Here is a 23,994-nt window from a genome sequence, read left to right on the forward strand (position 1 = left end):
TTTTTTTCATTTTTAATTAGTTAAAACTTCTGCGAATATCCATTTTTTCGTTTACGGATTTATTGTATTTTGGGAAAGGTTGAGGACTAAAATCTTTTACTTCGAGATTTATTTTTACATTAACATTATGGTCACTTTTATCATTTTCTTTATAATCTGTACTCCAAGTTCGCATTAATTCTTTCAAAATATACTTTCCCTGATAAGGTCTATACTTGTAATAAGTATTTACAAAATTTACTGTTTGTTTTTCCTTATTAAATTCCAAATTTTCACCATCAATTATAAATTCAACTACAGCATAGGAATCTTTTGCAATTAAAAACCTATGATAAACATTATTAAATAAATAAAATTCGTACATCAATTCATTTCCATACTTTGTTAAATTTACGTTTGAAGAAGAATAATAACTATTATTTTTCAAATAATTAATTATCATATTTTTCAAACTTATATCTCCTAAAAGCGGCTTTAGAGTGATAGAGTAACCATAATTTGGTTCATTAACAATCCTATGATTTACAGTATTATTTGAATGTATTTTTAAATTATTTTTTTTGAACCTTAGCTGTAAATCAAGATCAATAAAATCTCTTTTAGTTGAATCAACAATTTCATCTAATTTAAAATTTACTTTATAAAAATGCTCTTCTGTATTGAAGTTTTTATCATAATTATCAATTACTTTTTGTAGAATATCTTCAGCTTTTAAGTTTGTTACAAAAGCTTCCTTTAACTCAATTTCAGTTACTTTTTCAAGCTTTATATTGAGATTAGATTTTAAATCAGAAACTTTAATAACCGCATTTTGATAATCTTTTTTAGCAACAATTAATTCATCTGTAGAATTCACATTTTCTAAATCAATCGTAGCTTTTCCTTCATTATCTGAAACAAAGCTTTTTGTAGAATTCTTGAAATAAATATCCGCATCATCAAGCGAAAAATTTGTTTCGAAATCCGAAATATTTAAATTAATAATTTGTGCATTTACAGTAAATACCAAAAGTGTAAAGAAGTAAATTAGTTTATTCATATTTTATACAATACTATATATGGTTAAATATATAAAATCACCTACATTATTGTTCTTAAGCAAATTATAAACTTTAGTTAAAAAAAATCCTTTGCCAAAGACAAAGGATTTTCAAAACTCAAAATTATGATTTCTCAATCATCAACTTTACTATGTTTTTTTCCGTAGAAAAAGTAAATGCAAACTCCTATTATTAGCCAAATAATTAATCGATACCAACTTTCCATTGTAAGTGATGTCATTAAATAAACACATACAATAACTCCTAAAATTGGAACAAGTGGAACAAATGGAACTTTAAATTTACGTTCGGCATTTGGCATTTTTTTACGCATCACAATAATTCCAATACAAACTAATGTAAAAGCAAATAAGGTTCCGATGCTTACCATGTGACCTAAATCTTTGATGGGAACAAATCCTGCAAAAATGCTTACAAAAACAAGAAAAAACAGATTGGTTTTCCAAGGTGTGAAGAATTTTTTGTGTACATCAGAAAAAAACGAAGGCAACAAACCATCTTTGCTCATTGTATAAAAAACACGACTTTGTCCTAATAACATGACTAATATTACGGATGTATAACCCGCTATAATTGCCATAATCAATCCGGTTTGTAGAAAATCATAACCTGTGACTTTAAATGCAGTTGCAGCTGGCGAAGCATCATTCTTGAAAATAGAATAAGGCACTAAACCCGTCATTACAAAAGAAAAAAGCACATATAATATGGTACAAACCACAAGCGAACCTAATATACCAATTGGCATTCCTTTTTGTGGATTTTTAGCTTCTTGTGCTGCTGTTGATACGGCATCAAAACCTACAAATGCAAAAAAGACCAATGCCGCACCTGCAGCTATACCAGACATTCCTCCAAATTCTGCAATTTTTTCTCCTGTTACAAGATCTGTATGTTCGGGAATATATTTTGGAATAAATGGTACATGATTTTCTGGCGTAATATGTTGCCAACCAATGATGATAAACACAATAACAACACTTACTTTTAGAATAACTAAAATATTGTTAACTGCGGCTGATTCTTTGGTTCCTCTAATTAAAACTAATGATAATAAGCAAACAATAAATATTGCGGGTAAATTTACAATACCGCCATCTGCAGGCGCATGTAATAATTCTGTAGGCAGAAAAATATTAAATTGTTGCAATAATTTATCTAAATATGCCGACCAACTTACACTTACGGTTGCTGCTGCCAAAGCATATTCTAGCACCAAATCCCAACCAATAATCCAAGCAATAAATTCGCCCATTGTTGCGTACGAATAGGTATAAGCGCTACCTGCGACAGGTATCATTGATGCAAATTCGGCGTAACATAATCCTGCAAAAGCACAACCAACAGCCGCTAATATAAATGATAAAGTTACCGCATTACCTGCATGATCTGCTGCAGCAATTCCTGTTAATGAAAATAATCCTGCGCCAATAATTGCTCCAATTCCTAAAGCAACTAACGCGCCTGATGACAAAGATCTTTTTAAACCGCCTTCGGTTTCTTCGGATTCTTTCATCAATTTTGCTAATGGCTTAACCTTCCAAATCGACATAAAAGTGTATGTATTAAAATATATCTGAAAGTATAATCTTTTGAAGTTTTTGGATGTAATTAAAAAAATAAAAACGTGTAATTTTAAATATCTTTTTAATTAAAACCGAAATCTTTACGAATCTTCTATTTCATCATTGTTAATAGAAAAAATTATTATTGAATAAATAAAAAACACATTGTATAAACGCAATAAATAAGTTGATTAAGTTGTCTTTATTAAAACAATTTTATTCAACTTATTAAAAATGTAAAACAAAAAAACCTCGACAAAAATCGAGGTTTTAAAATTTATATGATTTTATAAAAATCTATGAAATACTTGGTACAGTTACCAATTCGTTTGTATCAGCTTCGTAATCGATGTTATCGTAGTTAAATCCAAATAATTGGAAAAACTCGTTACGGTAACCTTCGATATCAGAAATTTCGTTGATGTTTTCTGTCGTTACGATTTTCCATAAATCATCCACTTCTTTTTGTACATCTTCGCGCATTTCTAAATCGTCAATTCTAATACGTCCATTTTCATCTAAAGGCACATTACCATCAGCTGTGTATAAACGATCTGTAAATAAACGTTGCATTTGCTCTATCGTACCTTCGTGAATTCCTTTTGCTTTCATTACTTTATACAATAACGAAACATATAAAGGAACAACCGGAATTGCAGAGCTAGACTGCGTTACCAATGCTTTGTTTACCGAAACATAACTAACTCCATTTAAATCTGCTAATAGATTATTGATAACTGGAACAGTATTCTCTAAATCTATTTTAGCCATACCAATTGCACCATCTTTGTAAATACGGTGTGTTAATTCTGGTCCGATATACGAATAAGCAACCGTTTTAACACCTTCTGCTAAAACACCCGCTTCTTTTAAATCTTCCATCCAAAATTTCCAATCTTCACCACCCATTACTGCAATTGTGTTATCAATTTCTTCTTGAGATTCGATTGGATTGATTGTTATATCTGTAACATTTGCTGTATGAAAATCTACTGTTTTATTTGTAAAAGGCTCTCCAATAGGCTTAAGTACCGATGTATAAACAACACCTGTTTTTGGATGAGTACGACGAGGCGAAGCCAAACTATAAACAACTAAATCTACTTGACCTAAGTCTTTTTTGATTAACTCGATTGTTTGTTTTTTGATTTCGTCAGAAAAAGCATCACCATTAATACTCTTTGCATATAACCCAGCTTCTTGTGCTTCTTTCTCAAAAGCGGCTGTGTTATACCAACCTGCAGTTCCTGGTTTGTTAGGCGCAGCTGGTTTTTCGAAGAAAACTCCAACAGTTGCAGCGTTGTATCCAAAAGCCGCAGAAATACGTGACGAAAGACCGAAACCTGTCGATGCACCAATTACTAAAACTTTCTTAGGACCTTCTCCTGTTATATTTTTAGATTTTATGTACTCAATTTGATTGTGAACATTTTTTGCAGTTCCCTCAGGATGAGTCGTTATACAAATAAACCCTCTTGTTCTTGGTTGAATAATCATTTTTCTTTATTTAATCGCATAAAATTATAAATAATTTTCTAATTAAAACTAAACTTCTGGCTTGCTTCATATTTCTTTTCAAAAATATTTCTTTGAAATAGAATAAATATTGATTAAATTTACATTAAATGAATTAATTTCACTCTCAAACCTAACCACCTATGAAAGAAATTCACATTGGTTCTCTGATAAAAAAGAGAGTCGAAGAACTGAATATAGATATAAAACGGATTATATCTTTTTTCAAAATTTATTCAGAAAAAGACATACTGAATCAATATGCGAGTTCATCAATCCAAACGGATGATTTACTAAAATGGTCAAAACTTTTAGAATATGACTTTTTTAGAATTTACACGCAGCATATTATACTTTATGCGCCAGTAGGAAAAGTAGACTCAACACTTTCTCCTAAAAGTACTTCTTTGCCTAATTACAGAAAAAATGTCTACACAAAAGAGATCATCGATTATGTGTTGGATTTATATACAAAAGAGAATAAAAAAATTCAAGAAATTTCTGATGAATACAATATACCTAAAAATACTATCCATAATTGGATAAAAAAATACATTACTTAACTACCTAACACACCTAAAAATGGAAAAACCTAACTACCAAAAAATCTATCAAGACATTATTAACCGAAATTATCCTGATAAACAAAAGCAAACTGAAAAATTATTAAAAAAAGAAATGACCGCTTTAAATGTCATCAAAATTTCGGAAATTTTAAATGTAAATGATACAACAGAAAATCAGAAACACAAATCGTACGATTTAAATTCTATTTTAGAAATTCTGAATGTGCAGAAATTAAATAATTTTACCAACATACAAGTTTCTGAAAAATTTAGAATTAGCCGAAACACGGTTGCAAAATGGAAAAAAATTTACGGATAAATAAAAAAGGCTTAGTTACAAACTAAGCCTTTTTTATTATTTATTTTCTTTCGTTTTATCCTCTTCTATCGCTTTATGCACCAACAAAGTTGCAAACGGAATAAATGCGTAAATCATGTAAAATATAAAATCTTCATCATCCCATTTATAAATTTTCTTAACTCTAAAAAGTAAAAGCAAGTAAACTGTAAACCAAAAACCATGAAAACATCCTGCAAAAGGCATTGGTAACACATAATCAAATTGATATTTTATTGGCATTGCAACCAAAAATAACAAAGCACAACTTATCGTTTCCCAGATACAAGCTACACTAAACCATTTTTTTAACTTTTCGTCAGAAATATTTATCATGCTACAAATTTAGTTTTTTATTAAATTTATATGTATGATAAGAATTAGCAATTTTTAAGTTTATTTATAATAAAAATCGCTAACATTATTAGTATTTATGATAATTAGTTAACATAATTATCAATTAAATTTATTATTTTTGTAAAAATCAAAAACCAAATCATCAATGCATGTTAACAATTTTCTTTCAAAAAAATTAAATTTAGCACTCCCTTACTGGACAATCATCTGTCCTTTTCTTGCCATTTTCGCGCTAGGAATAGCCGACGGATTTAAAGAAAACCTATGGTTTTCTGGATTTTTAGGTATCACATTAATTGCAGCAGTTTTAGCAGCAGTACATCATGCCGAAGTTGTTGCCCATAAAGTTGGCGAACCATTCGGAACAATTATTTTAGCCTTAGCTATTACGGTTATAGAAGTTTCGTTGATTGTATCATTAATGATGTCCGAAGAACCTGGCCGACCTTCTGTTTTGGCTAGAGATACTGTATTCGCTGCCATCATGATTATTTTGACAGGTATAATTGGTGTCTGTTTATTAGTTGGTGGAGTACGATTTCGAGAACAAAATTTCATCAAACAAGGTGTTTCTACAGCTTTAATTTCTCTTATCGCTATTTCTATATTAACCTTGGTTTTACCAAATTACACAACTTCAGAATCTGGAGGAGTTTATTCATCAAGTCAGTTAATATTTGTCGCGATAATTTCATTAATTTTATATGGAGGTTTTATCTCTGTTCAAACCATTAGACACCGAAATTATTTTTTACCTCAAAACAAAGACGGTGACCAAATTTCTGAACTTATTGTAGATCCGCCCAACTTATTAACAACAATATCAAGTTTAGTTTTATTGATTATTGCTTTAGTTGCAGTCGTTTTACTTTCTAAAAAATTATCACCAACAATAGAAGGATTTGTGATGGATTTAGGCGCTCCAAAATCATTGGTCGGAATTATAATTGCAACCGTAATTTTATTACCCGAAGGTTTAGCAGCTTACAAAGCCGCACGCAAAAATCGTTTGCAAACAAGTTTAAATCTTGCCTTAGGATCTGCTTTAGCATCAATTGGATTAACAATTCCGGCAGTTGCCATCGTTTGTTACTTTACAGGATTAGAAGTTACTTTAGGTATCGATGCAAAATCATCTGTTTTGTTGGTTTTATCGTTATTCACCGTTTACTTATCACTAAGTTCCGGGCGAACAAATATTCAGCAAGGTATCGTTTTACTTACGCTATTTGCAACCTATTTATTTACGACAATTGTACCTTAGATACACCATAAAAAAAGCGACTTAAATTATTTAAGTCGCTTTTTTTATATCTATTTTGATTCTACTTTTTTGGTAATGAAACCATGTTAGAATCTAATTTCTGATCTTTCTCTAAGAAGATTTTCCCTCTTAAAATACTTTGAATTGTATTCATTAATTCTTTCTCAAAAGAATCTCTTAATTGAGATTGATGAAAGATTAAAGACACTTCGCGCGTTGGTACAGGCGATTCAAAATTCTTTACATTTTTCTTCAAGTCTTCTGGTAAATCATCTGCAACTAAAGCTGGCAATAATGTCATTCCGTAACCATCATTACATAATTTTACCAAAGCTTCAAAGCTTCCTGATTCTAATTTAATTGGGCGTTGTTTCATTTTAGATGCATCGCATAATGCCAAAACATTGTTACGGAAACAATGTCCTTCTTGTAAAATTAACAAATCAGCTGTATCCAAATCAGATTCTAAAATTTTATTATGACTTGCCAAACGGTGTCCTGGTGGCACATAGGCAACCAAAGGTTCGTAATACAAAGGTCTTTCTAAAATTTGATCCTCATATAATGGCGAAACAACAATTCCAAAATCTAAAGATCCATCTTTTATTCCTTTTATTATTTTATCCGTTTGCAATTCTCTAATAATAAGATTTGATTTTGGATTATTTTTTTGAAAAGTTTTATAAAATAATGGAACCAATGATGGTAAAACAGTTGGAATTACACCAATAACAAAATCACCTTCTAACAAACCTTTTTCTTCGTTAACAAGATGTTTCATTCGGTTAGCTTCCATCAAAATTGTTTTTGCTTGACCTACAATTTTTTCTCCTATTTGTGTAATTTTGATAGGATGAGAAGTTCTATCGAAAATATCAATATTTAACTCTTTTTCTAATTTCTGAATTTGCATACTCAACGTAGGTTGAGTGACAAATGATTTATCAGCAGCAACTGTAAAGTTCTTATGCTCAGCAACTGCCAACACATATTGTAATTGTACTAATGTCATATATTACTATTGATAACTATAAAATTTTGTGATAAAGGTACATAATATAATACGATCAATCTATATTATTAATCATATCTTATTGCATAAAAAAAGCCCGGATAAATCCGAGCTTCTGTAAATAAATTATAATTATTTATTTAAATTTTTTTGAATTTCTGCTGTCCAATCTTGTAATTTTTTAGCATCTTCTGGAGTTAAAGATTGTGTATAACCTTGTAATTCTTTACCAAAATCTACAGATTGTTTTGTTAACTCAGCTAACTTATTTGCATCACCTGCAGTTGCTGCAAGTTTCATATCAGCAGCCCAAGTGTTATATTTAGCAACGAATGCTGTCACTTTAGGATCAGAAAAAGAAGGTAAATCTTTTGCTACTTCAGCAACTTTATTCATTGTTTCTTTACCAGCTTCAACCTGCTCTTCTACTGTATTTGCTACATTTTCTTGTGTATTTTCTACTTTATCTGCAACTTTTTCTTTTTCAGATTTACAAGAAGATAATGATACTACACCTAATACTGCAGCGGCTAAAAATAATTTTTTCATTTTAATTAAAGTTTTATAGTTAATATTTTTTGATAGTTCAAGTTAAACAAATCTATTGATTAATTTATATTATTTTTTTAATTTTCTTTCGAGAATTGCACTTCATATAAATTTGCGTAATATCCATGTTTCGCCAACAATTCGTTGTGTGTACCATGTTCAACAATCATTCCATCATCCATTACAATAATTTTATCTGCATTCTGAATTGTCGCCAAACGATGCGCAATAATTATAGAAGTTCGTCCTTGTGTCAACTTATCGGTTGCTTTTTGTATCAATTCTTCGGATTCTGTATCAATAGACGAAGTAGCTTCATCTAACACTAAAATTTCTGGATTATAGATATACGCTCGTAAAAACGAAATTAATTGACGTTGTCCAACCGAAAGCGTCGCTCCACGTTCGCTAACTTCGCTATAATAACCTTTTGGTAAAGATGAAATAAAATGATCTATACCAATAATTTTAGCTGCATTCTGAACTTCTTCTAACGAAATATCTTTGTTTCCTAAAACGATGTTATCAAAAATGGTGGTATTAAACAAGAAAACATCTTGTAAAACCACCGCAACATGCTCGCGTAAATTTTTCAAATCCATGTCATAAATATTGACATCATCAATTTTTATAACACCAGAATCTATATCGTAAAAACGACTTAAAAGATTAATAATTGTAGATTTTCCTGCACCAGTAGCACCAACAATTGCTACTTTTTCGCCTGGTTTTGTAGAAAATGAAATTCCTTTTAGGACTAAATTATTTGGAACGTAAGAAAATTTAACGTCTTCAAAATCAATTTTACCAACAACTTTATCCAACTTTATTTTCCCATTATCTGGCAAAGTTTGATCATCATCTAAAATCTTAAACACACGATCTGCTCCAACCAAACCACGTTGTATGGTATTAAAACGCTCTGCAATTGCACGCATCGGCGCCGTTAATAATGTTACATATTGTGTAAAAGCAATCAAATCTCCAACCGAAACATCACCATATACAGCTGTTCGCAAACCTCCAAACCAAATTAAACTTCCGGTTGCTAAAGCAGAAATAATATCTACCACGGGAAATAATAACGAAAAGTAAAAAACAGTTTTTAAATAGTTATTTTTAAGATCATTATTAATTGTAACAAATTTATTATACTCCGTTTTTTGTCGGTTAAATACTTGTATAATATTCATTCCAGTTAAACGCTCTTGTATAAAAGTGTTCAACTTTGCAACAATTGTACGTTCTTCTTGGTAAACATTTTTCAGCGCTTTTTGAAATAAACGTGTAATAATCATCATTAATGGAAGAATAATTATAACAACTGTTGCCAAAACCCAATTCATCCAATACATTACAAAAACAATGAAAACGATTTTTAAAACATCGCCTAACATCACTAGAATTCCATCATTGAAAACTTCCGCAATAGTTTCTATATCCGAAACCGAACGCGTAACCAAAACACCATTTGGCGTTTTATCAAAATAACCAAGTTTAAATTTGATGAGATGATTGTACAAACGAACGCGCAACAAACGAATAACTCGCTGTGCGACAACATTTGCCAAATAAACCATAAAAAAAGACAAAATACCTTCAAAAATTAAGACTAAAGCTAATTTTATGATTTGATATTTTAATCCTGGTAAATCTTTTGTTTGAATATAATCATCGATAATATTTCCTGTTAAATACGGACGATAAACCGCAAAACAAGCACTAAAAACTGCAATAAAAACAACCGACCAGAATAAATATTTACTCTGAGCGCCAATTTGTAAAACGCGTTTTAATCCATTAATATCAAACGATGAATTTTCGTTAGTTGAACTCATTTTTAAATAATTCTTTTGGATATTGAACATCAACCAAATATAATCCGTGTGCTGGTGCCGAAGCGCCGGCTGAACTACGTTGTTTTTGTTCAATAATTTCTGAAAACTCTTCGATAGAAATTTTCCCTAAACCTATATCTACTAATGTACCAACAATTGCACGAACCATATTTCTTAGAAAACGATCGGCAGTTATTTCAAAAACCAATTGTCCGTTTTCATTTTTTCGCCAAAAAGCGGCTGTTACATCACAAATATTAGTTTTTACATCGGTATGTAATTTAGCAAAACTTCCGAAATCTCCTTTCTTAATTAACAATTTTGCCGCATTATTCATTTTTTCTACATCCAACAAACGATTAAAACTCCAAGCGCTATCAAAAGAAAATGGATCTTTTATAGGCGAAAGAAAATAATTGTATGAGCGAGATGTTGCATCAAAGCGAGCGTGCGCTTCATCGTCCATCAAAAATAAACGATAAGCTGCAATATCTTTTGGCAAAAAAGAATTTAATCTTTTAATTAAATCAACATTCAATTCTTCTTCATAATCAAAATGAATGTACATTTTTTTGGCATGCACACCTGCGTCTGTTCTACCTGCGCCGACAATCGAAATCTTTTTTCGTAAGATTTTTGATAATCGATCTTCTATTACTTCTTGTACCGAAATTTGATTTGGTTGAATTTGATAACCAAAATAATTTTTTCCGTTATAAGCTAATTCTAAAAAATATCGCAATTGTTGTAAATTTGAACAGCAAAAATACAACCTTTTGAAGAAAATACTTTTACTTTCGGACACGCATTCGTATATCGATGATAGAATTTTAGAATATGCACAGCAAGCGGACGAAATTTGGCACGCTGGTGATATTGGCGATATTTCGGTTACAGATAAATTAGCTGCTATAAAACCGCTGCGTGCTGTTTATGGTAATATTGACGATCATAAAGTGCGAGGTGAATTTCCGCTTAATAATCGTTTTATTTTAGAAGGTGTTGATGTTTGGATAACGCACATTGGCGGTTATCCAGGCAAATATAATCCCGCAATTCGAAATGAAATTTATACGAATCCTCCAAAATTATTTATCTGCGGACATTCGCATATTCTAAAAGTTATGCCCGATAAAAAAGTGGGTTTAATCCACATGAATCCAGGCGCAGTTGGGAAACATGGTTTTCAGAAAGTGAGAACAATGTTACGTTTTGAATTGAATGCTGGTAAAATTGAAAACTTAGAAGTAATTGAATTTGCTAAATAAATAAATTATTTATTTAGCTTAAATTCTTTCAAAATTGAAACAAATTTTGGATTGGTAATATAACGACGAAATTCGTGAGAATCTTGACCTGTAAAATCTGTTTCTTCTAAAAAATTGTAAGTATTTTTTAATTCCTTGTACAAATCATCTTTATAACCAAAATCTGTCGCAGTAAAGTTTTTTGATAAAAATCCTATTTTACCTTTTCCTAAAACATAATCCGAATTATTTATTGTGATATGCATGCGTTTTAGCTGTGGTGTAAAAACTTTTAACGAGTCATTATCCTGCGTAAAATCTATTTTTCCAATAGCAGGCGCCAACATAATACTGTAAATTCTATTGTTATTTTCCTTTAGAGCTTCGGCATTTGTAAAATCTACATGATGTACATCTTGTGCACGTTTTATCTCGCTACTTTTTAACGAAGGATTAACCAACGCACTTAAAACAACCGATGCACCACGACTATGCGAAATCAAATAAACATCTTTATCATGTATCACATTCAGAATTCTTCTTAATGCAAAAACACCTGCCATTTGGCTATTTGTAGTTGCACCAACCCAAACTTTTGCAGCTCCAAAAAGACTTTCGTTAACTAAACCATCCCAATAAAAATTCATAACCTCATCACGAGAATCATTTAAATTCATGTATTCGCGCGCTTTGTTGTAGTTTTTTAGGCTAAATAAATAATCATTATCAATTCCGTGAACAAAAATAATGACACGTTTTTTGTTCTTTATACGATTTTCAACTGCTTTTAAACGTAAATCTTCGTAGCGAATTAATTCATTTTCAAAATTATCTTCGGCCGCAATTTTCATTAAAGAATATTCTGTTCTATTTGCATTTTTAGGAGGATTTCCAAATTTTTTTAACCAATTATCTGGATAAAAATTTCCGTTTTGATCAACAAAAGAACTTGTTGTATTGGGCTGAATAAAATTATTTGGAACTTGAGAAGTTGGTACATTATGAACTGCCGCACACGAAGTCAACAAGCTAATCATAAAAATATAAAACAGATTTTTCATATGATAAAAATTGGTATGCGAATTAACTACAATTTTAGCTATTGTACAACAAGTTTTGTATCTTCAACCATAAGTTTAACAAGGTTTTAAGTGAAATATACGATTAAAGAGATTTTAGCCGAAAAAAAACATCGAAGTTGGTCTTATCCGACAAATAATTGGATGTATTACCAAGAATGGAACAATGCTTTGTTTTTTCATTACAAAATAAATCCAGCATTTTTAAAACCGTTTATTCCTGCAAATTTAGAGCTTGATATTTTAGAAAATAATGCGTGGATTTCTTTGGTTGCTTTTAAAATGGAAAATATTCGACCTCGATTTCTTCCTGCTTTTCCGCCAATTTCTAACTTCGGCGAAATCAATTTGAGAACTTATGTTACAAAATACAATAAACCTGGCGTTTACTTTTTAACGATAGAAGCTGAGAAATTATTCTCGGCAATTTTAGCAAAATCTCTTTCGGATTTACCTTACGAAAAATCGACTATTAAGAGAACTAAAAATTCATATAAAGCGAATCATCCAAAACGAGATTTTATTTTAGATGCAACTTACAACATCGGAAATCATGTGAAAAACAAAACGGTTTTGGATCTCTTTTTAACCGAACGCTATTGTCTGTATTTAGATAAAAATGACGAATTATTTCGTTATGAAATTCAACATTTACCTTGGAAAATAAATGAGCTGAATTGTACAGATTTAACCATTAATTATCACCTTGATGAGATTAATTTACACTCAAAACCAGATTTAATGCATTATTCTGAAGGTGTGCAAGTTGTGGCTTGGGAAAAAGTAAAATTGTAAAATTTACTTCAATTTTTTGCGTAATAAATGTTGCATTCCATTGTTCCATTCGCGCTGCGAACCGTCATCTGTATAACCAACTTTTATATACAACTGATAAGCTGACGTATTTTTAAAATTAACCGCCAACACCAATTCGTCTATTGTTGGATAATATATTTTCACAAAATCATCTACCAAATTCATTGCTATTTTTCCATAACTATTCCCTTGAAAAGCGGGATTTATAGACAAAGAACGAAGCAATAATGAGTTTTCATTTGGTGTTAAATCATATTTATCTTCGCCATAATCTAACACAAAAAAACCGATTGGTTTATCGTCTAATAAAATTGTAATTGGTTTTGCATTATTATCTGTTCGCGCTTTTAAACGTTCAAAAGTTTGCGCTGGTAAAGCTGTAAAATTAATTTGATATTTGGGCAATGTATAATTTACCAATTCGTCGTGATGCGTTGGTTCGTAGAATTTTAATTGAATTTGGCTCATTATCTCTCCTATTTTGAGAATTAAAGATAATAAAAAAACGCTCAAGATTTCTCTAGAGCGTTTGTATTATTTTATCAAATTGTTTAGCCATTAATAACGCCAGAACCTAATAATTCGTCGTTAACATACCATGCACAAAATTGACCTTCTGTAATTGCACTTTGTTGATTTTCGAACTCTACATACATACCCGATTTAGCTTTATGTAAAATTGCTTTTTGCAAAGGTTGACGGTAACGAATACGCGCCAAAACTTCCATTGTTTCGTCTTCTTTCAACGTTAAATCTTCGCGAACCCAATGAATTTCTTCTTCTTTTATAAACAATGCTTTTTTCAATAAACCTGAATGATCAGCTCCTTGACCAGCATAAATTATATTTTCGACAACATCTGTATCAATGATAAACAAAGGTTCTACCTTACCTCCTACACCCAATCCTTTGCGTTGACCACGTGTAAAATAATGCGCACCTTGATGTTGACCAACAACTTCGCCATCTGTTTTTGTATAAGAAAAACCTTTTGCTTCGAAATCTAATGCTTCGTATTTATTATTAAATATTGGAACTTCACGTTGATAACCTTTCCAATCTTTTGCTACTTCTACAATTATACCTTCTTTTGGTTTTAATTGTTGCTGTAAAAATTCTGGCAAACTTACTTTACCAATAAAACATAATCCTTGCGAATCTTTTTTATTTGCGGTAACCAAATCTTGTTCTAAAGCAATTTTACGCACTTCAGGCTTTTCGATATCTCCAATCGGAAATAACGCTTTGCTTAATTGTTCTTGCGACAATTGACACAAGAAATAAGATTGATCTTTATTGTTATCCGTTCCTTTTAATAATTGAAAAACTTCTTTTCCGTTTTCATCAATTGTAGATGTTTTACGCGCATAATGTCCCGTTGCAACATAATCTGCACCCAAATCTAAAGCTGTTTTTAAAAACAAATCAAACTTTATTTCTCGGTTACATAATACATCAGGATTTGGCGTTCTACCCTGCTCGTACTCATTAAACATATAATCAACAATACGTTCTTTGTACGAATCAGACATATCGATTACTTGAAAAGGTATCTCTAATTTTTTTGCTACCAACAAAGCGTCAGCGCTATCTTCTATCCATGGACATTCGTCTTCTAAAGTTACAGATGCATCGTTCCAATTACGCATAAATAAACCGATAACATCATATCCTTGTTCTTTTAGCAAATAGGCTGTAACACTTGAATCTACTCCTCCAGAAAGTCCTACGACAACTCTTTTCATCTTAAAAAATTTCAGTCTACAAAGTTATGAAATAATATCCGATCATGGATTGACATAAATCAATCTATTTTCTTAATGATTTTGGTTGAAGAAATAAGATAAATATTAACGTAGAAACTCCTGTTAAAAATGGATAATATAAATTAGAAAGTACATCTATTGACGAAACTTTTACTGTTGCAGATATTGCATTTGCAGCCGCAACAGCGGCTAAAACTTGTGCGCCATAAGGCAAAATTCCTTGTACAAAACACGAAACTGTATCTAAAATACTTGCAACACGTTTTGGCTCTAAATTATGATTATCAGAAATATCTTTTGCTATTTTACCACAAATCAAAATCGTAATTGTATTATTAGCCAAACAAGCGTTTGCAAGAGCGGTAAGCGAAGCAATACTCATTTCTGCTTGACGTTTAGTTTTGATATTTCGTGTTAAATGATAAATAATATAATCTAAACCACCATTTAATCGAATAACACCAACAACACCGCCAATAATCAAACAAATAATACTCAATTCATACATTCCTTTAAACCCTTCGTTGATTGATGAAATCAGTTCTAATAAAGGAATACCTGAATAAAACAATCCAATTCCTAAGAAAGATAAAATTCCGACAATTAAAGCCCAAATTACATTGATTCCGGAAATTGCAAGTCCAAAAACAATCAAATATGGTAAAATTAAAATCAAATCATAATCCAAGTGTTTTCCCTGAAAATTGGTTGTATCAAAATTTTGAGAAAGAGAAAAATAGATTAAAGTCGAAACAATTGCCGCAGGAACTACAATTCCTACATTTGTTTTGAACTTAGATTTCATATCAATTTCTTGCGTACGTGTTGCTGCAATTGTGGTATCAGAAATAAACGATAAATTATCTCCAAACATTGCACCACCAACCACTGCGCCTAACAAAATTGGCATAGAACCAGGAATCATAGCATCCATTTGTACCGCAATTGGCGCAACTGTAACAATAGTCCCAACTGATGTTCCCAAAGCGGTCGCGATAAAACAAGACAACAAGAAAAAACCACCAACAATAAATGATGAAGGTAAAAAATTTAAAAATAAATTTACGGTAGATTGTACTGCACCAACCGTGTTTCCTAAGCTACCGAAAGCACCAGCTAACAAGAAAATCAAAATCATTAACATGATTGTTTCTTCACCTGCATTTTTACAAAATGCTTCTGCTTTATCGTTAAAAGAGGTTTTAGGAAATTGTATAAATGATATAACCAACGCCAACATAAAAATAACCAATGCTGGTACCGAATAAAAATCATTTAAATAAATAGAGGCTGAAAAATAGATTACAATAAATGCAATCAAAGGCAATAAAGCCCAAAAATTTCCTTTTTTGATAGTCATATAAATAAAAATTCCGAAAAATATTCTACAAATATCCAATGAAATTTCAGAACATTAAAATTGAATTTTTATTGATTTATAACATTTTAGGCATAACGCACAAAAAAAGGAATATCTTTAATTAGACATTCCTTGATTTAGAAAATTTTTCTGAATTTCTATTTTATCTCGCAATTAATTTATTTGTTTTTGTAATTGCAAGTTCATTTTTTTCTATGATCCAATCTTGCCCTTTTATTTTTCTCATCACATTATCATACGTTCGCATGATAAAAATATTGTAAATGGCTTGGGATAAATTTTTTGGTTTGTGTGCTAAAGATCGTAAACTCATCGAAAAACCTGGCGTCAAATATTTCATGTAATGCCACCAACCTTCGGGCATGTACAACATTTCGCCATGCTTTAAATCTGCATACATTGGATTTATATTTTTTAGTGCTGGCCATTTTTCAAAATCGGGATTATCAAAATCTATATCTTCTCGACAAATTACCGAATAAGGAATCTTGTACATATATTTTGAATCTTGCGGCGGAACAATCACGCAACGTTTTTCACCTGCAAAATGAAAATGTAAAATATTCGCCAAATCTATGTCATAATGCATAAAAACATTCGATCCTTCTCCTCCAAAAAATAACATTGGCATCGATTTAAATAAATTTAAACCTAAATCGGGCATTTTATAATCTTGTTGTAATTCCGGAACTTGGCTTATCAAATTATACAAAAAAATACGCAAATCTGTTGGTTCTTTTTGCAACAAATCTACATAATCAGCCATTTTCATCTTTGCAATTGGCTCGTTCACTTTTTTCGTATAATCTACTGGATCATTGTTATAAAGTGGTACAATTTTATCTCCAGCAATTTGTTTCATGTACTCAAAATTCCATTTTTCATAAGCAGGCCAATCTTCTGTAATTCGCTCTACAACAACTGGTTTTTGAGGATTAACATAATATTTCTGAAAATCTTTTGCAGAAATATTTTCTACTCTTTCAACTTCTCTGAAATTAAAATTCATCTTTTATGTAAAATACAGGTACAAATTTAATTAACTTTTGGTTAAATCTTAAGTTCAAAATCTTAAAACTCATCTTTTTTAAATATATTATTTAATTCAATATACATTCAGTATTTTAGACTAAATTTTTACAATACGCCACTTAAGTGAAAATTAAGCTTACATATTTCGTTTTAATTTTACTGATACTGAATCCTTTTTGTTTTGCTCAACAAGTTTTTCCGTATTTAGAATTAAAAAATGATGAAGATTTTGAAAAGATTGACGCCATTTCTGTCGATAATAAATTCGACTTTCATCATTTATTAGGAAATCTTGCAACTAAGCTTATTTACAAAAATAATACCAACGAAGAAATTCCTGCACAATTCATTTATCCGTATCAAACAAATCAAAATTTAGTTGAATTAAAAGTTTGGGTAGATGAAAAATTAATCGAAATTAAATCAAAGTCAATAATAGAAATTCGAAAAGAATTAAAGACAATTGATGCTTCAACACTTTTCAAAAATCAAAAAAATAATCAATTTCTAAAAGTTGATTTAGGTAAAATTCCTGCAAATGCAAAAATTAAAGTTGAACTGAAAATTGTAAAAATTATCCTTGAAAATCAATTAAATTATCAACTTACATTTCCAGAATTAATTACAAAACGAACAGAATCTTTTACACAAATTAATCGATGGAATAGCAATTTAAACGGTTTTCCGAAAAATATTAATTCTAAAATTCATCTTTCAGGAAATTTCCCAATCTCTAAAATAGAGACAGAACTGAAATTTGTAAAAGAAAATGAGAAAAATTATTTGATTCAAACTTCGGTAAAAAAAATACCAAAAATTCAGTATTCTTATGCAAGTGATCAAATGAAAACCGGAATAGAAACGTTTACAGAAAATGGTTGCGATTATATTTTAGGAACAATAGAACCTTCTAAAAATGTGGAAGATTACAATTCTCCGCGCGAATTTTTATTTGTAATTGATGCTTCTGGCTCTATGATGAATCAACCGATTGAAGTTGCGAAAAACTTGATGAATCAATTACTTCCGAATCTTAAAGAAACGGATAAGTTTAATGTCTTAATTTATTCGACAAAAAACGATTTACTTTTTAAAGAAGCTCAATTCCCAACAAAAGAAAATATAGAAATTGCTTTAAATAAAATCAATCAACAAAGTGGTATTGGAGAAAAATTATTGGACGAAGCGATTGAGCAATTTCAAAAAAATCCGTTTGATAAAAATTATAAAAGAATTATTGCAATTATTTCGGATGGAAAAATGAATTTGAATGAATCTGTTTATAATTCGCTTCGAAATTATTCAAAAGACACGCAGTTTATAACTTTAGGAATTGGAAAAGAATTGGATTATAAGGCAATGAATTTTATTAGTATGGCAACAGGTTCTATACCAATTACACTAAATGAAACGAATGAATTTCAGTCAAAAATTAATCAATTTAAAACGGCTATTTTACATAGTTCTATTTATCATTTGAAAGTACAATCGTCGCAAATTAACCTCAACGAAACTTTTCCTAAAAATTTCAATACTTATTTAGCGCAACAATCTGTTCATTTTGTTTCCAAAGATTGTAATGCGCGTTATCCCAAAAAACTTGAAATTATTGGCACTAAATCCAATCAAAATTATACTCAAAACTTTGAAATTAAACAGGCAAATAAAAGTGAATTTACAGAAGCTATAAAATTTTATTGGGCAAAACAAAAAATTGATTTTTTACTAAAAGACGAGCAACGTTGCGGAGAAATGTGCGTAAAAGATGGACGATATCGAAAAGAAATTGAGAAAATTGGAACAACCTACAATATTTCTACACCATATAATTTATTGATTCAACAAGGATATTACGAAATTCTAAATAACGATTATGATTCGGATAATGATGGTGTGATGGATTTGGAAGATGAATGTCCGTATGTAAAAGGAAATCGATTTGGTAATGGTTGCCCTGAAGCTATTTTGAATGAAGAAAAAATTGAAAATTATGTCCAAGATTATTCAAATTATTTAATGGAAACGGTCGAATTTAACTTTGATAAAGCTGAAATTAGAGCTATTGATTTTCAAAAACTGAATGAAGTTGTTGCAATTATGAAAAGAAATCCGACTTTACACTTTATAATCGAAGGTCATACAGATGCAGTTGGTACGGCGATTTATAATGTAGATTTAGCCCAACGTCGTGCAAATTCTGTTTTAAATTATTTAGCTGAGAAAGGTTTAAATAAAAATAGATTTTCTGTGGAAAGCAAAGGTTTTTCTGATTTAAAACACAAAGAATGTAATCCGGCAACAAACTGTATTGATTGGAAAAATTTTGAAAATAGACGAGTTCGTTTTCGAGTAAAAAAGTAAACCAATAAAAAAAGACCGAGAAAATTCTCAGTCTTTTTTATATCTAATTTTGCTTGTGATTAAGCAGTTCTTTCAATCAATGCCATGTAGAAACCATCGTAATTAGTTTCTGATGGATAATGTGTTTTCTCGCTTAATAATTTATAATTTGGATTATTAGCCAAGAATTTTTCTATTTGTTGCTCATTTTCTTGTGGTAAAATAGAACAAGTTGCATAAACCATCAATCCTCCTACTTTGATTACTTTAGAATATTCGCTCAAGATTTTTTCTTGAAGCACAACAATTTCGTCAATAAACTGAGGTTGTAATTTCCATTTTGCATCAGGATTACGTCTTAAAACTCCCAAACCAGAACAAGGCGCATCAATCAATAAACGATCGGCAGTATTCTCCATACGTTTTATTGTTTTTGCTTCGATAACTTTTGTTTGAATGTTTTGAACATTATTACGTTTTGCACGACGCTTTAACTCTTTCAATTTCCATTCGTACAAATCCATTGCAATAATTTGTCCTTTATTTTCCATCAAAGACGCTAAATGCAACGATTTACCTCCTGCACCAGCACACGCATCAACAACACGCATACCTGGACCAACACGTAAATATGGCGCAATTAACTGCGAACCTGCATCCTGAACCTCGAACCAACCATTCTGAAATTCATCAGTTCTAAAGATATTCATCTTTTCTTCAAGCTCAATCGCGTCTTGATATTTTGATAAAAGATTGGTTTTAACACCTCTATCTTTTAATGCTTTTTGCAACGTTTTACGATCAGTTTTTAATGTATTTACACGTAAAACTGTTGGCGCTTGCGAATTCATTGCATGCACTTCTTCTAACCAACGATCTCCTAAAGCAGCTTGCCCTAACTCGAACATCCAATCTGGATAAGATTCTGCTACAGCAATATTTTTAGACGATTCGTGGTGTCTTTTTAATATTTCTTTTGGATAAACTTTTTGAAATTCTTCCCAAGCAGGTAATTTTTGTTCTGGATCTAAAGCAAACCAAGTACCCACAAATTCCCAAATTGTTTCTTTAGAAAGTGGACGACTCATTGCTCCTTCAACCAAACGTTTCCAGCGAACCAAATCATAAACCGTTTGTGCAATAAAACCACGATCACGTGCGCCCCAAAGCTTGTTCGATTTTAATGTACGTTCAACTTCTTTATCTGCATATTTCCCTTCAAAGAAAATATTATTTAACGTGTCGGTAATTCCGACAAATAAATTTTTATATGGTAAAATCTTCATAACTCGTTGCAAATTTACGAAGACTTAAGTGATTGACGTAATAAATTTTCAGTCTTTATACTTCTTTCAACTTTTCTTTAACTTCTAAAGGCACTTCTACCACTTTATTTTGTCGATAATCAAAGGTTACAATACTCGTTTTGGCAAGTGCAATTATTTTTTCTGTTGTAGAAATTTTATAAAAGATATCAAAACTAACACGCGTAAAATCTTGTACACCTATTTCTATGATTAATTCGTCACCATAAAAAGCTTGATTTTTATATTCGATTGCAACATCTGCCATAATAACACTTACGCCGCCACAATCCATTTCTGTATAACCAAAATGATTAAAGAACTGCATTCTTGCTTCGTGAATGATGGATAAAACTTTATCGTTTGCTAGATGATTTCCGTAATTAAGATCTGTAATTCGGACTGGTATTTTTGCGGTAAATAAGTATTGTGAGGTAAATTGTAATTTGATGCGAGCCATTTTTTAGTTTTGACTCAAAGATAAGAAATTGGTATAAAAAAAAACGGGTTTAAGCTCCTCAGCTTAAACCCAATTGATTTTTAAAAAAACTTACACTGTAAGTATAAATTTAACATTAAAAAAAATCAATCTTACTCTCTACTACCTGGTTTCAAATTTAGAAATTATTTAATAATTACCAAAACTTTTTAGAAAATTTTTATTATTTTTTTTCATTTAAAATAATCTATGCATATTTTTTACTGAAATAAGAGAATATTCGTAATTTATCACTCTGATATATTTAGAGCTATATAAAACAAAGCATTTTTATAGAATTCGCATAAAATATAGTAATTTGCAGTCCCAAATTTTTACTATGGATTTGATACAATACATTCATCAACATTTAAAAGATATTTCAGAAAAGTCGATTAACAATACCGTAAATTGTTTAAACGACGATAATACTATACCCTTTATTGCGAGATACCGAAAAGAAGTAACCGGAAATCTTGATGAAGTACAAATTTCTGCAATCAAAAAATTACAAAATCAATATGTAGAAATTATAACACGAAAAGAATTTATTCTAAAAACTTTAGAAGAACAAAATCAATTAAATCCAGAATTACGACAACGTATTCAAAAAAGTTTTGATTTGGTTCAAATTGAGGATTTATATCTTCCATATAAAAAGAAAAAGAAAACAAAAGCAACCATTGCAAAAGAAAAAGGTTTGGAACCTTTGGCTAAAATTATCATGAAGCAGAATAATATTTCTGATTTAGATGGTTTAGCACATCAATACATTAATGATGAAGTTGCGACTATAGAAGACGCTTTTGCTGGAGCGCAAGATATAATTGCAGAATGGATTAACGAAAACGAATATGTTAGAAATCGTTTACGCGAAATTTATCGTAAATCAGCTTTAATAGAAAGTAAAGTTGTAAAAAGTAAAATTGAGGATGAAAATGCTCAAAAATTCTCGAATTATTTTGATTACCAAGAACCGCTTAAAAAAATAGCTTCGCATCGATTATTAGCCGTTTTACGTGGCGAAAATGAAGGTTTTTTGAAAGTGACTATTTCTATAGATAAAAAAGAAGCATTCAGTTTTTTAGAATATACTTTAATCAAATCCATTCAACCAGAAGTTTCTTGGGTTATAGAGGAAGCTATAAAAGATGCATATAAACGACTTTTAGCGCCGTCTATTTCTAACGAAGTTTTAAAAGAAGCAAAACATAAAGCAGACGAAACATCGATTGATGTTTTTTCTAAAAATCTAAATCAATTGTTATTGGCGCCGCCGCTTGGTGAAAAACGTATTTTAGCACTTGATCCTGGTTATAAATCGGGTTGTAAAGTTGTTGTTCTTGATGAGCAAGGTAATTTATTACACAACGAAAATATATATCCGCACGCTCCTCAAAACGAGAAAACGCAAGCAATCAAAAAAATAAAATCGTTGGTTAATGCATATAATGTTGATGCAATTTCGATCGGAAATGGAACAGCTTCTCGCGAAACCGAAAACATGATTCAGAATATTCCTTTTGATCGTCCATTAAAAGTTTTTGTTGTCAACGAGGCTGGTGCTTCTATCTACTCGGCATCTAAAATTGCCCGCGATGAATTTCCTGATAAAGATATTACCGTTCGTGGCGCAGTTTCTATAGGTCGTCGTTTACAAGATCCGTTAGCAGAATTGGTAAAGATTGAGCCAAAATCTATCGGAGTTGGTCAATATCAACATGATGTGGATCAAAATTTATTAAAAAATGAGCTAGATGACGTGGTTTCTTTTTGTGTAAATAAAGTTGGCGTAAATCTGAATACAGCAAGTAAACATCTCCTAAATTATGTTGCTGGAATTGGCGAAAAAATGGCTGAAAACATTGTTACTTTTCGTACTGAAAATGGTGCTTTTAATTCGAGAAAAGAATTACTAAAAGTTCCTCGTTTGGGCGAAAAAGCATTCCAACAAGCTTCTGCATTTTTACGAATTCCGAATGCTAAAAATCCTTTAGATAATTCGGCTGTGCATCCAGAATCGTATGTTTTGGTTGAAAAAATAGCAAAAGATTTAAATGTTAATTTGACTGATTTGATTCAGAATAAAGAATTAATTAATCAAATTGATTTACAAAAATATGTAACCGAAAAAGTTGGTTTATTAACTTTAGAAGATATTAAAAAAGAATTAGAAAAACCTGGTTTAGATCCACGATCTATAGCTAAAGTTTTTAGTTTTGACTCTAAATTAAAGAAATTTGAAGATTTAAAACTTGGAATGAAAGTTCCTGGAATTATCAATAATATTACAAATTTTGGATGTTTTGTAGACATCGGAATTAAGGAAAATGGATTGATTCATATTTCTAAAATCTCGAATGAATTTATTTCTGATGTTAATTCTAAAGTACATTTAAGTCAGCAAGTCGACGTAACTGTAATTGGTTTAGATACCGAAAAAAGAAAAATACAACTCTCTTTAATTGATTAAAAAATAAAAGGCAA

22 protein-coding genes are annotated in these 23,994 nt (G+C 30.6%); 7 read left to right on the forward strand and 15 right to left on the reverse strand.

The window, feature by feature from the left end; all coding sequences use genetic code 11:
- Positions 1 to 16: 16 nt before the first annotated feature.
- From BM072_RS12195 to fabV, 3 genes are all read right to left on the reverse strand, one after another.
- A complete protein-coding gene (locus BM072_RS12195) occupies positions 17 to 1,039 on the reverse strand; it encodes a hypothetical protein (RefSeq protein ID WP_092908955.1) in 1,023 nt (340 codons plus the stop codon).
- Positions 1,040 to 1,173: 134 nt separating this feature from the next.
- Complete coding sequence (locus BM072_RS12200) at positions 1,174 to 2,613, reverse strand: amino acid permease (RefSeq protein WP_092908956.1); 1,440 nt, start codon at positions 2,611 to 2,613, stop codon at positions 1,174 to 1,176.
- A gap of 310 nt (positions 2,614 to 2,923) precedes the next feature.
- Positions 2,924 to 4,123 (reverse strand): enoyl-ACP reductase FabV, encoded by a 1,200-nt coding sequence (fabV, locus tag BM072_RS12205; protein ID WP_092908957.1) that lies wholly within the window; start codon positions 4,121 to 4,123, stop codon positions 2,924 to 2,926.
- Positions 4,124 to 4,284: 161 nt separating this feature from the next.
- On the opposite strand from fabV, the gene BM072_RS12210 reads away from it, so the two are divergent.
- Together BM072_RS12210 and BM072_RS12215 are read left to right on the forward strand one after the other, a co-directional pair.
- On the forward strand, positions 4,285 to 4,704 hold the full coding sequence (locus BM072_RS12210) for a transposase (protein ID WP_092908958.1): 420 nt from the start codon (positions 4,285 to 4,287) through the stop codon (positions 4,702 to 4,704).
- Positions 4,705 to 4,723: 19 nt separating this feature from the next.
- Entirely contained in the window at positions 4,724 to 5,026 is a 303-nt protein-coding gene (locus tag BM072_RS12215; RefSeq protein WP_092908959.1) for a hypothetical protein, read from the forward strand.
- A gap of 36 nt (positions 5,027 to 5,062) precedes the next feature.
- Here the strand turns inward: BM072_RS12215 and BM072_RS12220 are convergent, their stop codons facing one another.
- The gene (locus BM072_RS12220) at positions 5,063 to 5,380 is read right to left on the reverse strand and encodes a DUF3817 domain-containing protein (protein ID WP_092908960.1); all 318 of its coding nucleotides are present in this window, start codon (positions 5,378 to 5,380) and stop codon (positions 5,063 to 5,065) included.
- Positions 5,381 to 5,546: 166 nt separating this feature from the next.
- Between BM072_RS12220 and BM072_RS12225 the strand changes: the two genes are divergently transcribed.
- Positions 5,547 to 6,665, forward strand: coding sequence for a calcium:cation antiporter (locus tag BM072_RS12225; RefSeq protein WP_092908961.1), 1,119 nt, complete (start codon positions 5,547 to 5,549; stop codon positions 6,663 to 6,665).
- Between the two features lie 61 nt (positions 6,666 to 6,726).
- On the opposite strand, the gene BM072_RS12230 is transcribed toward BM072_RS12225, so the two are convergent.
- The 4 genes from BM072_RS12230 to truA all read right to left on the reverse strand — a co-directional run bounded on the left by BM072_RS12230 (position 6,727) and on the right by truA (position 10,806).
- Positions 6,727 to 7,677, reverse strand: coding sequence for a LysR substrate-binding domain-containing protein (locus BM072_RS12230; protein ID WP_092908962.1), 951 nt, complete (start codon positions 7,675 to 7,677; stop codon positions 6,727 to 6,729).
- 132 nt (positions 7,678 to 7,809) lie between these two features.
- On the reverse strand, positions 7,810 to 8,226 hold the full coding sequence (locus tag BM072_RS12235; RefSeq protein WP_092908963.1) for a hypothetical protein: 417 nt from the start codon (positions 8,224 to 8,226) through the stop codon (positions 7,810 to 7,812).
- Positions 8,227 to 8,303: 77 nt separating this feature from the next.
- Complete coding sequence (locus BM072_RS12240; RefSeq protein ID WP_245752166.1) at positions 8,304 to 10,064, reverse strand: ABC transporter ATP-binding protein; 1,761 nt, start codon at positions 10,062 to 10,064, stop codon at positions 8,304 to 8,306.
- Positions 10,051 to 10,806: a tRNA pseudouridine(38-40) synthase TruA gene (gene truA, locus BM072_RS12245; RefSeq protein ID WP_092908965.1), complete on the reverse strand. Its 756-nt coding sequence runs from the start codon at positions 10,804 to 10,806 to the stop codon at positions 10,051 to 10,053. The genes BM072_RS12240 and truA overlap by 14 nt, the downstream gene beginning before the upstream one ends.
- A 34-nt stretch (positions 10,807 to 10,840) precedes the next feature.
- On the opposite strand from truA, the gene BM072_RS12250 reads away from it, so the two are divergent.
- Positions 10,841 to 11,332 (forward strand): metallophosphoesterase family protein, encoded by a 492-nt coding sequence (locus BM072_RS12250; protein WP_092908966.1) that lies wholly within the window; start codon positions 10,841 to 10,843, stop codon positions 11,330 to 11,332.
- A 5-nt stretch (positions 11,333 to 11,337) separates the two neighbouring features.
- On the opposite strand, the gene BM072_RS12255 is transcribed toward BM072_RS12250, so the two are convergent.
- The gene (locus BM072_RS12255) at positions 11,338 to 12,372 is read right to left on the reverse strand and encodes an alpha/beta hydrolase (protein ID WP_092908967.1); all 1,035 of its coding nucleotides are present in this window, start codon (positions 12,370 to 12,372) and stop codon (positions 11,338 to 11,340) included.
- Positions 12,373 to 12,462: 90 nt separating this feature from the next.
- Here BM072_RS12255 and BM072_RS12260 point away from each other — a divergent pair, with 90 nt between their 5' ends.
- Positions 12,463 to 13,185 carry a YqjF family protein gene (locus tag BM072_RS12260; protein ID WP_092908968.1) on the forward strand — a complete coding sequence of 241 codons (723 nt, stop codon included), beginning with the start codon at positions 12,463 to 12,465 and terminating at the stop codon, positions 13,183 to 13,185.
- 3 nt (positions 13,186 to 13,188) lie between these two features.
- Here the strand turns inward: BM072_RS12260 and BM072_RS12265 are convergent, their stop codons facing one another.
- The 4 genes from BM072_RS12265 to BM072_RS12280 form a co-directional block, all read right to left on the reverse strand.
- On the reverse strand, positions 13,189 to 13,674 hold the full coding sequence (locus tag BM072_RS12265; protein WP_092908969.1) for a GNAT family N-acetyltransferase: 486 nt from the start codon (positions 13,672 to 13,674) through the stop codon (positions 13,189 to 13,191).
- 83 nt (positions 13,675 to 13,757) lie between these two features.
- The gene (gene mnmA, locus BM072_RS12270; RefSeq protein WP_092908970.1) at positions 13,758 to 14,951 is read right to left on the reverse strand and encodes a tRNA 2-thiouridine(34) synthase MnmA; all 1,194 of its coding nucleotides are present in this window, start codon (positions 14,949 to 14,951) and stop codon (positions 13,758 to 13,760) included.
- Between the two features lie 64 nt (positions 14,952 to 15,015).
- The gene (locus tag BM072_RS12275; protein WP_092908971.1) at positions 15,016 to 16,332 is read right to left on the reverse strand and encodes a Na+/H+ antiporter NhaC family protein; all 1,317 of its coding nucleotides are present in this window, start codon (positions 16,330 to 16,332) and stop codon (positions 15,016 to 15,018) included.
- A gap of 163 nt (positions 16,333 to 16,495) precedes the next feature.
- Positions 16,496 to 17,362, reverse strand: coding sequence for a cupin-like domain-containing protein (locus BM072_RS12280; protein ID WP_092908972.1), 867 nt, complete (start codon positions 17,360 to 17,362; stop codon positions 16,496 to 16,498).
- Between the two features lie 146 nt (positions 17,363 to 17,508).
- On the opposite strand from BM072_RS12280, the gene BM072_RS12285 reads away from it, so the two are divergent.
- On the forward strand, positions 17,509 to 19,746 hold the full coding sequence (locus BM072_RS12285) for an OmpA family protein (RefSeq protein ID WP_092908973.1): 2,238 nt from the start codon (positions 17,509 to 17,511) through the stop codon (positions 19,744 to 19,746).
- A 59-nt stretch (positions 19,747 to 19,805) separates the two neighbouring features.
- On the opposite strand, the gene BM072_RS12290 is transcribed toward BM072_RS12285, so the two are convergent.
- Positions 19,806 to 21,011, reverse strand: coding sequence for an RsmB/NOP family class I SAM-dependent RNA methyltransferase (locus tag BM072_RS12290; protein WP_092908974.1), 1,206 nt, complete (start codon positions 21,009 to 21,011; stop codon positions 19,806 to 19,808).
- Between the two features lie 55 nt (positions 21,012 to 21,066).
- Positions 21,067 to 21,489 carry an acyl-CoA thioesterase gene (locus BM072_RS12295; protein WP_092908975.1) on the reverse strand — a complete coding sequence of 141 codons (423 nt, stop codon included), beginning with the start codon at positions 21,487 to 21,489 and terminating at the stop codon, positions 21,067 to 21,069.
- A 358-nt stretch (positions 21,490 to 21,847) separates the two neighbouring features.
- On the opposite strand from BM072_RS12295, the gene BM072_RS12300 reads away from it, so the two are divergent.
- On the forward strand, positions 21,848 to 23,980 hold the full coding sequence (locus BM072_RS12300) for a Tex family protein (protein WP_092908976.1): 2,133 nt from the start codon (positions 21,848 to 21,850) through the stop codon (positions 23,978 to 23,980).
- Positions 23,981 to 23,994: the final 14 nt, after the last annotated feature.

Origin of the sequence: Algoriella xinjiangensis (genome assembly GCF_900115015.1) — a bacterium.
GTDB classification, from domain to species: Bacteria; Bacteroidota; Bacteroidia; order Flavobacteriales; family Weeksellaceae; genus Empedobacter; species Empedobacter xinjiangensis.

Coding starts and splice junctions, on each gene's coding strand:
- BM072_RS12300 (WP_092908976.1), top strand. CDS start 21,848: ATGGATTTGATACAATACATTCATCAACATTTAAAAGATATTTCAGAA.
- mnmA (WP_092908970.1), bottom strand. CDS start 14,951: ATGAAAAGAGTTGTCGTAGGACTTTCTGGAGGAGTAGATTCAAGTGTT.
- BM072_RS12240 (WP_245752166.1), bottom strand. CDS start 10,064: ATGAGTTCAACTAACGAAAATTCATCGTTTGATATTAATGGATTAAAA.
- BM072_RS12215 (WP_092908959.1), top strand. CDS start 4,724: ATGGAAAAACCTAACTACCAAAAAATCTATCAAGACATTATTAACCGA.
- BM072_RS12210 (WP_092908958.1), top strand. CDS start 4,285: ATGAAAGAAATTCACATTGGTTCTCTGATAAAAAAGAGAGTCGAAGAA.
- BM072_RS12230 (WP_092908962.1), bottom strand. CDS start 7,677: ATGACATTAGTACAATTACAATATGTGTTGGCAGTTGCTGAGCATAAG.
- BM072_RS12195 (WP_092908955.1), bottom strand. CDS start 1,039: ATGAATAAACTAATTTACTTCTTTACACTTTTGGTATTTACTGTAAAT.
- BM072_RS12265 (WP_092908969.1), bottom strand. CDS start 13,674: ATGAGCCAAATTCAATTAAAATTCTACGAACCAACGCATCACGACGAA.
- BM072_RS12280 (WP_092908972.1), bottom strand. CDS start 17,362: ATGAATTTTAATTTCAGAGAAGTTGAAAGAGTAGAAAATATTTCTGCA.
- BM072_RS12255 (WP_092908967.1), bottom strand. CDS start 12,372: ATGAAAAATCTGTTTTATATTTTTATGATTAGCTTGTTGACTTCGTGT.
- BM072_RS12225 (WP_092908961.1), top strand. CDS start 5,547: ATGCATGTTAACAATTTTCTTTCAAAAAAATTAAATTTAGCACTCCCT.
- BM072_RS12220 (WP_092908960.1), bottom strand. CDS start 5,380: ATGATAAATATTTCTGACGAAAAGTTAAAAAAATGGTTTAGTGTAGCT.
- BM072_RS12235 (WP_092908963.1), bottom strand. CDS start 8,226: ATGAAAAAATTATTTTTAGCCGCTGCAGTATTAGGTGTAGTATCATTA.
- BM072_RS12290 (WP_092908974.1), bottom strand. CDS start 21,011: ATGAAGATTTTACCATATAAAAATTTATTTGTCGGAATTACCGACACG.
- fabV (WP_092908957.1), bottom strand. CDS start 4,123: ATGATTATTCAACCAAGAACAAGAGGGTTTATTTGTATAACGACTCAT.
- BM072_RS12200 (WP_092908956.1), bottom strand. CDS start 2,613: ATGTCGATTTGGAAGGTTAAGCCATTAGCAAAATTGATGAAAGAATCC.
- BM072_RS12295 (WP_092908975.1), bottom strand. CDS start 21,489: ATGGCTCGCATCAAATTACAATTTACCTCACAATACTTATTTACCGCA.
- BM072_RS12275 (WP_092908971.1), bottom strand. CDS start 16,332: ATGACTATCAAAAAAGGAAATTTTTGGGCTTTATTGCCTTTGATTGCA.